The following is a 13,932-nucleotide window of genomic DNA, read 5'->3' as shown; positions in this document are numbered from 1 at the left end:
GAAGGCCGGGGCAACCCGGCCTTTTTGTTTTGTGCTGTTGGCGCGGTTCAGCTTTTCAAGGAAGCGCTAAACAGCGCCGGCCTTTTGTCTTTTACCCAACTCCTGCGGCGCAGCTCGCCTTCTCAGACGCGCAAAGGACGCCTGCAACAGCCCGTTGAGTTTCTCTATTGGAAATGGCCGGAAGAGAGCGCCGCCACGCCGGGCTCAGCCGCCATATCGTCTCGCTTGAGGGCGATCAGAATTTCGTCGGCGACGGCGTCCGCTCCTGCCGGGGTGAAATGCACCTTGTCGAAAATGAAAGCCCTGCCGTCCCGCGCCAAATCGCATCGCCCCGCCTCTATCCCGCAAAAGATCCTGGCCGGATCGACGCGCAGGATCTCCCTGTCTTTGGGATCGTCGAGATAGGCGTAGGAGGGCGATGATTGCTGGCGAAATTCATCCTCCGCGATCGTGACGGTCGGTGCCGGCAAGCCCTTGTGCATCAATTTGGCGACCTTGGCCGCGATCTCTGTGTCGCCTCGCGGATGAGGATAGATGATGACGACGCGGATTCCGGCCGATGTGAGCTGACCGACGGTTTTGTCGAAAGCATCCCTCAACCTCTGACTTACGTCGGACGTCGCGACTTCCTCGCCCTTGAACACGTATCTCGATTGCTCGAAAAAGACCTGCCAGGAAGCGGCGAGAAAGACCGTTTTCACCTTGCTGTTGATGAGATAATCGATGGCCGCGGCGTTGAAGGCACCGCATTCGCGCGCCGACCGGGGAACCATCGAAACATCGACGACCGGCGCACAGAAGCTATGCGTAATCTGCTGCAGACCGATATCCATACCGTCCAGGCGGCTGGTGAGCGCGGGCGTCAGCGCCGATGCCAGAGAATCTCCGAGGATTGCGTATGTCTGCGCGTGGCCGCCATTGAATATGCAACTCTTGATCGGCATCTCATCCCAACCCGAGCCGCTCTCGATAAGACAGTTCTTGCTCCATTCGCTCTCGGCGATAAATTTCTTGATCGGTTCCGGAAGCCGCCAGGGGATACCGCGCGTATCATGGCCGTAAAGCCCGAAGGCGGTAAGGGCCGCAAGAATCACCGATGCCGATGCGGCCAGGCCGCGGCGGGACGGCAGCAATCGGTGCCTGCTCCTGCGGAACGGCTGCTCGACAAAACGCCACGATAAATAGCCGAGCACGAGAGAAAAGCAGGCCAACACGGCCATCTCGGTGATCGGCGGCGGATCGATGCTGCGGATACGCGCAAAGGCAAAAAGCGGCTGGTGCCAGAGATAGACGCTGTAGCTGATCTTCCCGACCGTGATGAAAACACGGGTCGAAAGCAGTGCCGCCACCAAGGTTCCCTGTTGCGCAAAAAGCAGCACGAACATCGTGCCCACCACAGGAACCAGGGCGAGCGTGGACGGAATGGCCGAAGTCTCGTCGAAATAGAAGACGGAGAAGGCGATCATGCAGAAGCCGAGGAGCGACAGCGGATTGCTGCCGCGCTTTTGCCCCTTCATCTCTAGCAAGCTGCAGATCGATCCGACCAGAAATTCCCAGGCCCGCGACGGCAGCAAATAAAAATTGGCCGAGGGAAAGGCGCGCGACGCCCACTCGCTATAGGCAAGGCTGGCACAGGCGATTACAACCAGGGCCGCGAACAGCCAGTTCCGCCGGCGCTTGCACATGAACATGACAAGCAGCGGAAAGAACATATAATATTGCTCTTCGACGGCGAGGCTCCAGAGGTGGAGCAGCGGCACCCCTCCGGCCTCCGGCGCAAAATAGCCGCTCTCGAACCAGAACAGGAAATTGGCGCCGGAAAGACTGGTGGCGATCAGGCTGTCGGAGAAGGCACGAAATTCCTCCGGCATGACCCAGAACCAGGCGAAGGGGAGACAGCACAGGATGACGAGAAATAGGGCCGGCAGCAGCCGGCGGGCGCGGCGCTCATAGAATGCCGCCAGCGAGAAGGTGCCGTTGCGCATCTCCTCAAGAATGATCGAGGTGATCAGAAAGCCGCTGATCACGAAGAAAACGTCGACTCCGATGAAGCCGCCGCTGAAGAAACTGAAGCCCGCATGAAAAAGAATGACGGGCATCACCGCGGCCGCCCGCAGGCCGTCAATCTCTCTTCGGTAAATCACTTAAATATTCCCAAAAGTATAATGTTCTTGCCGGCTATAAGGAGCGAATCTGCAACCCCACCTCGCATAGGCAGTCGCGGAATTTTATACAAGTATAACTTTTAGAAAAATTTCGACTAAACCACTGATTTCACCAGATTGCCGCGCAAGAGGAAGAGGCACTGTTGCCGAACCCCAGCTACATTGCTAATCAGATGGAAAGCGCTTCGGGAATGAGCGGAGCCGCAGTCAGGGGCGCATGATGGGAACAACCAAGTCCGCAGACAAATAGGCCGCAACAACTTTGTCCTGTTGTTGCGGCGTCTGTCCGGTCAATCCCGATACCGATGAAGAGACAGATCGCCGCCGAATGAAATCATTTGAGCGGGTTCTTTCCCATGTCTTATCCCAAAATCCAGCACTGGACCTATTCCCTGCCGGCAGCCTTGCTGCTGATGGCACCGTTCGACATCCTGGCCTCGTTCGCCATGGATATCTATCTGCCGATCGTGCCGATGATGCCGGAGAAACTCGGCACTTCGCCGGCCATCATCCAACTGACCCTCAGCCTCTACATGATCGTGCTCGGTGTCGGCCAGATCGTCTTCGGCCCAATTTCCGATATTATCGGACGACGGCCTGTCCTGCTTGGAGGTGCTGCACTCTTTGCCGCTTCATCCTTTCTGCTTGCTGGCTCCTCGTCGGCGCCGCTCTTCGTGGTCTTGAGATTGCTGCAGGCAGTCGGCGCGTCGGCGACCCTCGTCGCAACTTTCGCAACTGTGCGTGACGTCTACGGCGGGCGTCCCGAAAGCAGCACGATCTATAGCCTTCTCGGCTCCATTCTCTCGTTCGTGCCCGCATTGGGTCCGATCGCTGGAGCTCTGATATCGGATCGCTTCGGCTGGCGCGCCATCTTCCTCGTCATCGGTCTCCTTTCCATCACCGCGCTTTTCAACGCCAGCATGCGGTGGCACGAAACCCGCCCTGCCGTTACCGCGAAGATCGATGTCCGCCCGATCCTTACAAGCCTTCCCTTCTGGGTTTATACGGGCGGCTTCAGCACGGCGATGGGCGCCTTCTTCGTCTTCTTCTCGACGGCACCTCGTATCTTGATCGACGAAGCCGGCTTCTCCGGCATCGGCTTCAGCTTCGTCTTTGCTACGGTGGCGCTGGTGATGATCGTGATGGCGCGTTTCGCCAAAGGCTTCGTGATGCGCTGAGGCATTGCAGGCAGCCTTGCCAGAGGCATGGCAGTGCTGCTTCTCGGCGCCGCGCTGCTTGTCTTCGGAGAGTTGTTTCTGCAGCCTTCCCTGGTCAGCTTCGTCGTGCCGATGTGGATCATCGCAATCGGCATCGTCCTTGCAACGGCGGTCACGGCCAACGGCGCGCTCGCCGCCTTTGGCGACACGGCGGGAACGGCGGTCGCGTTCTATTTCTGCGTCCAGAGCATCATCGTCGGCTTTGCCGGAACCTTCTTTGTGATTCTGCTCGGCGGCGACAATGCCTGGCCGCTCGCGGGCTATATCTCAGCGACCGCGCTGACGACGCTGGCTGGATTGTGGTGCCTGTGGGAGCCGGCCCGATAGGCAGCGGGCGAATGACGGTCGCTCGACGATCACGAGCGGCCGTCGTCCGAACGATTGCTTGAAATCCGTCCGCACCTCGCCTACCCCTTTCTGCGCGCAGAGGATCGGCCAATTCCTTCGCGAGAGACCCGCCGCCGACACCTCGCGTCGAACGGCAATCCTGCAATGCAGAGTCCGCATCGAACGCGACTATGGTTTTGCGGCCGAAAAAGGAGCATGACTTGGCGAACAGATCGATTGACCACGCCTTCACGGCGACCAGCCTCACCTCCGCTGCCAGCGACCCGACCTTTGCCGGCGCGCTGTCCTTCATGCGCCGCCGCTTCACCAAGGAGCTCGCCGGCGTCGACGTCGCCGTCTGGGGCATTCCCTTCGATGCCGCGACATCGAACAGGCCGGGCACACGTTTCGGGCCGCAGGCGATCCGGCGCGCCTCGGCGATCTTCGACAATGATGCGCAATATCCCTTCAACCGCGACCTCTTCGCCGAAATGGCCGTGATCGACTATGGCGACTGCCTGCTCGATTATGGCAATCATCAAGACACGCCAGCCGCTATCGAACGCCAGGCAAATGTCATCCTCGACAGCGGCGCCTTCCTGCTGACGCTCGGCGGCGATCATTACGTCACCTGGCCGCTGCTGAAAGCCCATGTAGCAAAACATGGGCCGCTGGCGCTCGTGCAGTTCGACGCGCATCAGGACACCTGGTTCGACGAGGAACGGCGCATCGACCATGGCTCTTTCGTGGCGCGGGCCGCCCGCGAAGGCATCATCGATCCCGACCGCTCCATTCAGATCGGCATCCGCACCCACGCGCCTGAGGATTGCGGCGTCAATATTCTCTACGGTCATCAGGTCGAGGAGATGAGCGCCAGCGATATCGCCTCGGCGATCATCTCCCATACGCGGGGGGCGCCGGCCTATCTCACCTTCGATATCGATTGCCTCGATCCTGCCTTTGCGCCGGGCACCGGCACGCCGGTTTCAGGCGGGCCGTCGAGCGCCAAGATCCTCTCGGTGCTGCAGCGTCTGCACCAGCTCGATATCCGCGGCGCCGATGTCGTCGAGGTGTCGCCGCCCTATGATCATGCCGATATTACCGCCATTGCGGGGGCAACGGTGGCGATGTATATGCTGGGGCTTCATGCCGAGCGACGCGCCATCGCCGTGTCACAAGGCTGACTTATCATCCTCAAACTGAATCCGGAAACCTTCAGAACCCATTGAAAGCGCAGGTTTAACATGGCACCGAAAATCTTCATCGACGGCGAACACGGCACGACGGGTCTGCAGATCCGCACCCGTATGGCCGGCCGCCGCGATGTCGAGCTTCTGTCAATTCCCGAAGCAGAGCGGCGCAACGCCGCGATGCGCGAGGACATGCTGAACAGCGCCGATATCGCCATCCTCTGCCTGCCCGACGACGCGTCGAAGGAAGCCGTGCAGATGGTTTCGGCCAACAACAATGTGCGCGTCATCGACACCTCGACCGCCTTTCGCGTCAATCCCGGCTGGGCCTATGGCTTTGCCGAAATGGACGGCGCACAGGCCGACAGAATCAGAGCCGCCCGTTTCGTCGCCAATCCCGGCTGTTATCCCACCGGAGCGATCGGCCTCATTCGGCCGCTGCGCGCCGCCGGCATTCTGCCGGACGGCTATCCGGTTACGGTCAACGCGGTTTCGGGCTATACCGGCGGCGGCAAGCAGATGATCGCGCAGATGGAAAACCCGGATCACCCGGATGCGATCACCGCGCCGCATTTCCTCTACGGCCTGCCGCTCACCCATAAACACGTGCCCGAGATGACCGTGCACGGCTTGCTCGATCGCGCACCGATCTTCTCGCCGTCGGTCGGCAAGTTCGCCCAGGGCATGATCGTGCAGGTGCCGCTGCATCTCGACGATCTCGCCGAGGGCACGACGATGGAGAGCATTCATACCGCACTCGTCGCCCATTATGCCGGCCAGGATATCGTCAGTGTCGTGCCGCTGGCCGAAAGCAAGGCCCTGCCCCGGGTCAACGCCGTCGAGCTCGAAGGCAAGGACACGATGAAGCTCTTCGTCTTCGGTACGCCAGGTGCTTCGCAGGTGAACCTCGTGGCGCTGCTCGACAATCTCGGCAAGGGTGCCTCGGGCGCTGCTGTGCAGAACATGGACCTGATGCTCGCCTCGTAATGCGCGATCGGCGGCGACATGGATGCCGCTCGAGCTTTGTGTCGATTTCTTCATCATGACCTTTCCCGCGGCCGCTCGCATCGGCGGTCGCAGCATCGCTTTCGCGCTCGATCATCGATGACGATTGGGTTATGAAACCGGACCCTTCCTCGCTACCAATCCCGAATCACGGAGCCTGACGTCATGACGCTCGATGCGCTTATCGCTGGCGTAGGCGCATGGTTTGCCACCGCCCTGCTCGATCATGGCATCTATGCGCTGATGGCGTTTGCCTTCATCGCCGGGCTTGCCCGCGGCTTTTCGGGCTTCGGCGCCGCATTGATCTTCATTCCGCTCGGTGGCGCGATCGTTGGGCCGAAGCTGATCTCGCCGATCCTGCTCGTCATCGACGGCATTGCGGCGCTTGGGATGATCCCTTCCGCCTGGCGCGGCGCCAACCGACCCGAGGTCTTCGTCATGGCGGCGGGGGCCGCCCTCGGCGTGCCGGCCGGCACGGCGATACTGGCGTTGCTCGACCCGCTGCTCTTGCGCTGGAGTATCACGATCATAGCCATCTGCCTGCTTGCGCTACTGGTATCGGGATGGCGCTATCACGGGGAGGCGTCCGCGCCGCTGACCTGCGGCATCGGCCTGATCGCCGGGCTTTTCAGCGGCACCGCGCAGCTCGGCGGACCGCCGGTCGTCGCCTATTGGCTCGGCGGCAAAAGCGACTTTACCCGCGTCAGGGCGAATGTCGTGCTCTACTTCTCGATCTCGTCCGTTTTCAGCGCCATCAGCTATTATGTCGGCGGACTGTTCGTACCTGCCGTCTTTGCGCTCACCGCCGTCATCCTGCCGAGTTATGCGGTCGGGCTTTACGGCGGCTCGAAACTGTTCGGGCTTGCCGAGGAGCAGACCTTCCGCATCGCCTGCTACATCCTGATCGCCGCCGCCGCGATCATCGGCATGCCGCTGCTCGACGGCGTGCTGCGGTAGATCCGCCCCGAGAACGCCGCTCGCTTCAGTCGCGTTCGGCGATCATCGTTCCATGCGGATATTCGCCGTAAAAGCCGCGCCAGTTGGCGACGGCGAAGCCGAAAACCACAAGCGCACCGGCCTGGTGCAGCAGGCCCCAGTGAAGCGGCACCTGCATCAGCAGCGTCGCGATGCCGATCGCTGCCTGCAGCGTCACCAGCACGAAGAGCAGGACGGCGCGACGTGCATGGGTGGTCCAAGGTGCTGCGCGAAGGGCGATTACCATGTTGATCAGCGTCAGTGCGAACAGCGTATAGGCGCCGATGCGGTGGATGAACTGCACCGTCTTCGGGTTCTCGAAGGCATTGATCCAGAAGGGCTGCTGGATCAGCAGATCGGAGGGAATGACGGCGCCATCCATCAGCGGCCAGGTATTGTAGGAAAAACCGGCGTCGAGGCCCGCCACCAGCGCGCCGAGATAGATCTGGAACAGCGCAAAAATGGCGATCGCGGCGGCAAAACCGCGCGAGCTTCGTGTCGGCGCCGGATCGTCGGAATGTCTGGAGAGACCACGCATGATCCACATGCAGCCGGCAAAGATCAGGCAGGCCATGACGAGATGCGTCGCCAGCCTGTACTGGCTGACGTCGGTGCGGACGGACAGGCCCGAGGACACCATCCACCAACCGATAAAACCCTGCAGGCCGCCGAGTGCCAGGATGCCGACGAGCGGCCAGCGCAGACGTTTTTCGATCCGCCCCGTCAGCCAGAAATAGATGAGCGGCAGCGCGAAGATCACGCCGATACCGCGGGCGATCAGCCGGTGCGCCCATTCCCACCAGAAGATGCCTTTGAACTCATCGACAGTCATGGAGTTGTTCAGCTGCTGAAATTCAGGAATGCGCTGGTAGAGACGGAATTCCTCCTCCCATTCGGCAGCCGACAGCGGCGGGATGACGCCGTGGATCGGCTTCCATTCCGTGATCGACAGGCCGGAATTGGTCAGCCGCGTGGCACCGCCGACGAGCACGAGACAGAACAGCGCCAAAATCACGAAACCGAGCCAGAGGCGCAAGGCGCGGCGGTCGCGGTTCTGCTTGCGCACTTCGCTCAGGATCGCCTGTTCCGTGGTCAGGTTTGCGACGGCCATGATGTCTCCTTCTATCCGGCAGTTGATTTGCCCCACCGGCTCATGCAAAACAAGCCCCGAACCTTTGCGGCATGCCGTCGCGCCGGTTCGACCCGTCCATGCCGAGAGATAACCGATGCCCGTCCGCCTCCGCAAATTCATCGGCACGATCCTCATCATCGTGCTCGTGCTCGTCTATGCGCTGGTGGCGAATACGATCGCGGTGGCAACGCTCGGCAGCGCGCCGTGGTGGGGACATCTCCTCTACTTCCTGCTCACCGGACTGCTATGGGTGTTGCCGGCGATGGTGATCATCAAATGGATGGCCGGCCCCCCGCTGCGCTAAAGCGCGTCGCGATCTTTCAGATTCGCTTGTTGCGCTTCAGGTCTTTGCTTTTACGCATGTCGTTGTCGCAAAAACCGCTGCACGCTTTTGCGCGCATACTTCAGGGGCATTAACGGCCGAATAACCGTGATCTGCGGAAAACCTCGCCCATCGCGTGCGGTTAAACCAAATATACGTCTGCCGTATCTACCTTCCCGTTCAGCATTCTTGACCGGAGAAAACCGTGCAGACGCAAAAGCTCGACGTCCATGAACAGCCATCCGACAAGGCGCTGGCCGACATGGCCATTTCGCGCCTGCGCCAGCTGAGCATGAAACTCGCCATGGCTGAAATCAACATCGAAGTCTTCGACACGATGCCGCTGCTTGAGGATGAATGGCGGGCGCTGGAGCGCGACAATCTCCAATCACTCCATCAGAGCTACGACTGGTGCGCCGCCTGGGTGAGCGCTTTCCAGCGGCCGCTTGCGATCCTCAAAGGCGTCCACGCCGGCCAGACTGCCTTCATTCTGCCGGTCGAGATCGTCAAGTCTCGCGGGCTCACGACAGCGAAATTCATCGCCGCCGATCACAGCAATATCAATACCGGCCTGTTCGCAGAAAGCTTTGCCGAAGCCGGCAGAACCATCGACTCCCATGAGTTCGCCGGCCAGCTCCAGCGTGCACTGAAGGGCCGCGCCGATCTCCTGCTGCTGCAGAACATTCCGGTGGAATGGCGCGGGCGCGAGAGCCCGCTCGCGGGGCTGCCGATGGTGCACAACCAGAATCACGCCTATCAGCTGCCGTTCCTTCCCGCTTTCGAGGACACGCTGAAGCAACTCAATGCCAAGAACCGGCGCAAGAAATTCCGCGTTCAGTCGAAGCGCTTCGAGGCGGCCGGCGGGTTCGAATACGTCATTCCCGAGACACCAGAAGAACAGCATAGCCTGCTCGATATCTTCTTCCGGCTGAAGAGCGCCCGCTTCGCCAGCCTCGGCCTTCCCGACGTCTTCGCCGAAAGGAAAACGCAGGCCTTCCTACACGGTCTCATCGACAAGCGGGATGACACCAGGCAGTACTTCGGGCTGCAGATGCATATGCTCCGGCTCAAGGGCGAGCTTGAGGGTAAGATCGCCGCGATTTCAGGCATTTCGCGCAAGGGTGACCACATCATCTGCCAGTTCGGGGCGATCGATGAAGAGCTCGTGCCGGATACGAGCCCCGGCGAATTCCTCTATTGGCAGACTATCTCGGGATTGCATGGCAAGGGTGTGGCGCTGTTCGATTTCGGCCTCGGCGACCAGACCTACAAGCGTTCCTGGGCGCCGGTCGAGACCGCACACTACGACGTGGTGCTGCCGGTTTCGCCGTTCGGTGTGATCGCCGGCGCCGCACACCGGATCGTCACCCGCGGCAAGGCACACATCAAGGCGCGCCCGAAGCTCTATAAATTCGCCCAAGGCATTCGGGCACGGATCGGCTAACCGTTCAAGCAGCCCGGCCGAGCGTCTGCTCGGCCCCTTCGCCGCCGGACATCAGCACGACGCGCTCATAGCCTGCAGCCTGGAATTCCGTCATCAGAGCCACAAAGACGGTTTCCTCGACCTCAGGCAGCGAGAGGATGATCTCGACGTCCCGGCTGCGCGTCAGCCGCGAGACGCCGGCGACATCGGCCGAACCGCATTCGACCACCACGAGGTCATAGGCGGCGGCGAGTGCATCGAGCAGCAACGACAGCCGGTCGACGCCGCGCATGGCGCGGCGCACATCGCTCTGGCCTTGAGGGATGAGATGGGCATCGGAAAGGCGGTCGCCGTGGATCGTATCGCCGAAGGCGGCCTCGCCGCAAAGCAGATCGGTGACACCGAGAGCGGCCCGGTCCTCGGCCATCAGTTCTGTGGGGTAGCCGGAACCGGTCATGTCGATCAGGATGACGCGACGGCCGGCGTCGGCGAGCATGCGGGTCAGCGAAACCGTCGCCGCCGAGCCATTGTCACCGGTCGGAGATATCGCGATAGCAAGTGGTGCGCGGCTGCCAGTGAGATAGTCTGCAACTGAGGCGACGGAGAATTCATTCTCGTCCTCTGGCTCGTCCTCTGGCTCGTCCTCGGCGGCCTTCACGTGCTCGATCACATCCTCTTCGTCCGCGACCACGGCAAGCATGCTCGGCTGGACGGGCTTTTTGGCGGCAGCGACGGTCGGAGCGGCCTGCGGCACATGCTTCTCCTCGGCGAACGCTTCTGCCTCGATTGTCTCCGGAGCCGCATCTGTCGGGCGGAGTGCCCGGCCGCTGAAGAGTTCGGACAGCATGATGGCGATGGCGCTGATGATCAGCGTCGCGACGGCAGCGACGACGACGATCGGCACCACTTTCGGGAAATAGGGATCGACCGGCTCGATGGCCTTGGAAACGATACGGGCATCCGCCGGGCTCGAATTGCTGTCGGCGCGGGAGGCGGCCTCACGGTAGCGCACCAGATAGGTTTCGAGCAACTGGCGCTGGGCGTTCGCCTCGCGCTCCAGCGCATTCAGGCCGACCTCGTCCTCGCCGGCACGGGCGCTGTTGGCTTGCGCAGTGTCGGACTGGCGCTCCAGTTCGTTCGCCCTCAGATCCGCAACCTTGGATTCATTCTCGATGCTCGCCAGTATCTTCTGCGTCTCCTGGCGGATCTGGGTGCGGATATCGGAGAGCTGAGCGCGCAGGCTTTTCAGCCGCGGATGGTTGTTGAGAAGGCTGGTCTGCAGATCGGAGATCTGCGACTGCAGGCCGGATTCCGTGCCCTTCAGCCGCTGGATCGCCTGTGAGGACATGATGTCGGGCAGCGTATCGAAGGCCTCGCCCGAGGACAGTGCGTTTCGCACCGCCTGCGCCCGCGCCTCGGCATTGGCCTTATCGCCCCGCACGCGGGTCAGCTCGGCGGAGATATCGTTCAATTGTTGGGCCGGAAAAGTGGTCGTGCCGTTCGTCTGCAACAGCCCGTGCGACGTGCGATATTCGGCGACCTTCTTCTCGGCTTCGCTGACCTTCTGGCGCAAGCCCTCGATCTCCGGCTCCAGCCAGCGGGTCGCCTCGGAGTTGGAATCGAGCTTGGCGCCGCTTTGGGTCGAAAGATAGACATTCGCCATGGCATTCGGGATGGCGGCCGCGAGCTTCGGGTCCTTGGAGGTGAAATTGATGCCGATGACGCGCGAACCCGGCACCTGATAGACCTGCAAGCGTTCGACGAAGGCGTCGATGACGCGCTCTTCCGGCGGGTTCTCCAGCGGGTTCTTCTTCAGATGCAGCTTCACCAGGATACTGCTCATCGCCGAGCCGCTGGCGGCATCGTCGAATTCCGGCAGGTTATAAAGCTTCAGGTCGTTGATGACCTTCTTGAGGAGATCGGCCGATTGCAGAAGCTGCACCTGGCTGGCGATGTTCAGTTCGTCCATCAGCGGACCGGCGCTGGCGTCATTGATCTGCTGCGTGCTGGCGAAGGCCGGCGCACGGGGTTCGATGAGGATGCGTGTTTCGCTGCGATATTGCGGCGACATGATCTTGGCGCCGGCAAAGGCGACGCCCGCCCCCACGAGGGTGATTGTCAGAATCCGCAGACGGCGCGCCCAGACCGCACGGACCAACTGGCCAAGGTCTATGTCCACATCCTGATCACGAGCTACGCCGGACATGCTCTTACTCCACAACAAAGGTGCCGTAAGCGTAAACGACCATGGTAACTCAACGGTTAATGACAAGCTCGCCAAGAAAATGACCGATGATCGATGAAGGAAACCGGGAAATTGCAAGCGCCCTTTACCGGGCATTAACCCTAACGGATCGATAACGACTGCACCGACTTCATTTTTGTGAGCACAAGCGGATGTCTGTCGTCCAGCCCAAGATCCTTTTGGCCCTGAGCCTTGCAGCCATGACCGCAGCATTGGGCGGCTGCACGACGTACAAGCCTGCGCCGAAGGCCTTCAACGAGGCGACCATTCAGCCTTATACGCTGGACAGCGGCGATCGACTGCGCATCACCGTCTTCGACCAGCAGAGCCTGACCAACACCTATACGGTAGATCAGGCCGGCTATGTCGCCTTCCCGCTCATCGGCCAGGTCCCTGCCCGCGGACGAACCCTGCAGCAACTCTCGGGGCAGATCGCCCAAAAACTGCAGCAGGGCTATCTTCGCGATCCCGACGTCACGATCGATGTCGATCGCTACCGTTCGGTCTTCATCATGGGTGAAGTGGGCCAGCCCGGCCAGTATGCCTATGTTCCCGGCATGACAGTGCAGAATGCCATCGCGGTTGCCGGCGGCTTCACCAGCCGCGCCAACCAGCGCGTGGTCGATGTCACCCGCAAGATCAATGGACAGGTGCTGACCGGCCGCATCAACATATCAGGGCCGATCATCGCAGGTGACACGATCTACGTTCGCGAACGGCTTTTCTGAGTGATGGCACAGCAGCCGCTCCGCATCCTCCATTGCTTCAGGTCGCCGGTCGGCGGAATTTTCCGCCATGTCCGCGATCTCGTCGAGGAGCATAGCAAGGCCGGCCACGACATCGGCATCCTCTGCGACAGCTCGACCGGCGGCGAGTACGAGGACAGCCTGTTCGACGATATCCGTCCGTATCTCTCGCTCGGCCTGACACGCGTGCCGATCCGGCGCTCGATCAGTCCGTCCGATATTGCGACGATGTGGGATACATACAAGAAAATCAAAAGTTTGCGGCCGGATGTGCTGCACGGACACGGCGCCAAGGGCGGCGTGCTCGCGCGACTTGCCGGCTCAGCGTTGCGGGTGAACAGGTATCGCATAGCCCGCCTCTATACCGCGCATGGTGGAAGCCTGCATTATTCGCGCTCCTCGCTCAGCGGACAGTTCGTCCTCAGGATGGAGCGCCTGCAGGAATATTTCACCGATGCGCTGGTCTTCATCTGCGAATATGAGCGCGATACCTATGCGCGCAAGGTCGGTCGACCGCGGACGAAGACGAGGCTGATCTACAACGGTATCAGCGAGCGCGATTTCGAGACGATCCCGACCCGCTCGGATGCCGTGCATTTCATCTATGTGGGAATGCTGCGGGACCTCAAGGGTCCCGATCTGTTTGTCGATGCCTTCGCCAAGACCGAGCGGCTGCTCGGCAGGCCACTATCGGCGCTGATGATCGGCGACGGGCCGGATCGCGACCGCTACCGCGAGATGATGGTCGAACGCGGCCTTGGCAAACGCATCGGCATGCTGCCGGCAATGCGGGTCCACGAAGCCTTCTCCATGGCGCAGAACCTTGTCGTTCCCTCGCGCGCCGAAGCCATGCCCTATATCGTGCTCGAAGGGCTCGGCGCCGGCAAGACGATCATCGCAAGCCGTGTCGGCGGCATTCCCGAGGTGCTCGGCGCCGACAGCGCGGCGCTTGTGGAGCCCGGCAATTCCGACGACCTCGCCCGCGTCATGGCGGAAACGCTGAGCACACCCGACTGGCACGCCAGGACGATGCCGAAGCCCGAAGCGGTGAAGGCGGTGTTTTCGTCCGCCGTCATGGCGCGTGATGTCCTGAAATTGTACCATGAGCTCGTCAACCCGGCTGCCGGCCAAGCTATGCCCGCCGCCTCGTAAATATTTCTTAGGGGCTTTCTGGTATTTCGCTCG

General features: G+C 61.2%; 10 protein-coding genes and 1 pseudogene. 8 read left to right on the top strand and 3 right to left on the bottom strand.

Annotation, left to right across the window (positions count from 1 at the left end):
• Positions 1-164: 164 nt before the first annotated feature.
• The gene (locus N1937_RS07235; protein WP_260058097.1) at positions 165-2,144 is read right to left on the bottom strand and encodes an acyltransferase family protein; all 1,980 of its coding nucleotides are present in this window, start codon (positions 2,142-2,144) and stop codon (positions 165-167) included.
• A gap of 377 nt (positions 2,145-2,521) precedes the next feature.
• Between N1937_RS07235 and cml the strand changes: the two are divergent.
• The 4 genes and pseudogenes from cml (at position 2,522) to N1937_RS07215 (ending at position 6,861) form a co-directional block, all read left to right on the top strand.
• A pseudogene (cml, locus tag N1937_RS07230) lies at positions 2,522-3,709 on the top strand (CmlA/FloR family chloramphenicol efflux MFS transporter).
• A 221-nt stretch (positions 3,710-3,930) separates the two neighbouring features.
• Positions 3,931-4,893: an agmatinase gene (gene speB / locus N1937_RS07225; protein WP_018494132.1), complete on the top strand. Its 963-nt coding sequence runs from the start codon at positions 3,931-3,933 to the stop codon at positions 4,891-4,893.
• A gap of 60 nt (positions 4,894-4,953) precedes the next feature.
• Positions 4,954-5,886 (top strand): N-acetyl-gamma-glutamyl-phosphate reductase, encoded by a 933-nt coding sequence (gene argC / locus N1937_RS07220; RefSeq protein WP_260058096.1) that lies wholly within the window; start codon positions 4,954-4,956, stop codon positions 5,884-5,886.
• Positions 5,887-6,069: 183 nt separating this feature from the next.
• Entirely contained in the window at positions 6,070-6,861 is a 792-nt protein-coding gene (locus N1937_RS07215; protein ID WP_260058095.1) for a sulfite exporter TauE/SafE family protein, read from the top strand.
• A gap of 25 nt (positions 6,862-6,886) precedes the next feature.
• Here N1937_RS07215 and N1937_RS07210 read toward each other — a convergent pair whose 3' ends face one another.
• A complete protein-coding gene (locus N1937_RS07210) occupies positions 6,887-7,990 on the bottom strand; it encodes a COX15/CtaA family protein (protein WP_260058094.1) in 1,104 nt (367 codons plus the stop codon).
• Positions 7,991-8,105: 115 nt separating this feature from the next.
• On the opposite strand from N1937_RS07210, the gene N1937_RS07205 reads away from it, so the two are divergent.
• Positions 8,106-8,315, top strand: a complete 210-nt coding sequence (locus N1937_RS07205; protein ID WP_170261173.1) for a DUF2842 domain-containing protein — start codon at positions 8,106-8,108, stop codon at positions 8,313-8,315.
• A gap of 223 nt (positions 8,316-8,538) precedes the next feature.
• A complete protein-coding gene (locus N1937_RS07200) occupies positions 8,539-9,777 on the top strand; it encodes a GNAT family N-acetyltransferase (protein WP_170256787.1) in 1,239 nt (412 codons plus the stop codon).
• A gap of 4 nt (positions 9,778-9,781) precedes the next feature.
• Here N1937_RS07200 and N1937_RS07195 read toward each other — a convergent pair whose 3' ends face one another.
• A complete protein-coding gene (locus N1937_RS07195; RefSeq protein WP_260058092.1) occupies positions 9,782-11,962 on the bottom strand; it encodes a GumC family protein in 2,181 nt (726 codons plus the stop codon).
• A 191-nt stretch (positions 11,963-12,153) separates the two neighbouring features.
• Here N1937_RS07195 and N1937_RS07190 point away from each other — a divergent pair, with 191 nt between their 5' ends.
• Positions 12,154-12,729 carry a polysaccharide biosynthesis/export family protein gene (locus N1937_RS07190; protein WP_017963818.1) on the top strand — a complete coding sequence of 192 codons (576 nt, stop codon included), beginning with the start codon at positions 12,154-12,156 and terminating at the stop codon, positions 12,727-12,729.
• Positions 12,730-13,899 (top strand): glycosyltransferase family 4 protein, encoded by a 1,170-nt coding sequence (locus N1937_RS07185; protein WP_260058090.1) that lies wholly within the window; start codon positions 12,730-12,732, stop codon positions 13,897-13,899. It begins immediately after the preceding gene.
• Positions 13,900-13,932 lie beyond the last annotated feature (33 nt).

The organism is Rhizobium sp. WSM4643 (assembly GCF_025152745.1).
Taxonomy (GTDB): domain Bacteria; phylum Pseudomonadota; class Alphaproteobacteria; order Rhizobiales; family Rhizobiaceae; genus Rhizobium; species Rhizobium leguminosarum_I.
The sequence above is the reverse complement of the archived record's forward strand: the minus strand, read 5'-3'. Positions and strand labels throughout refer to the sequence as shown.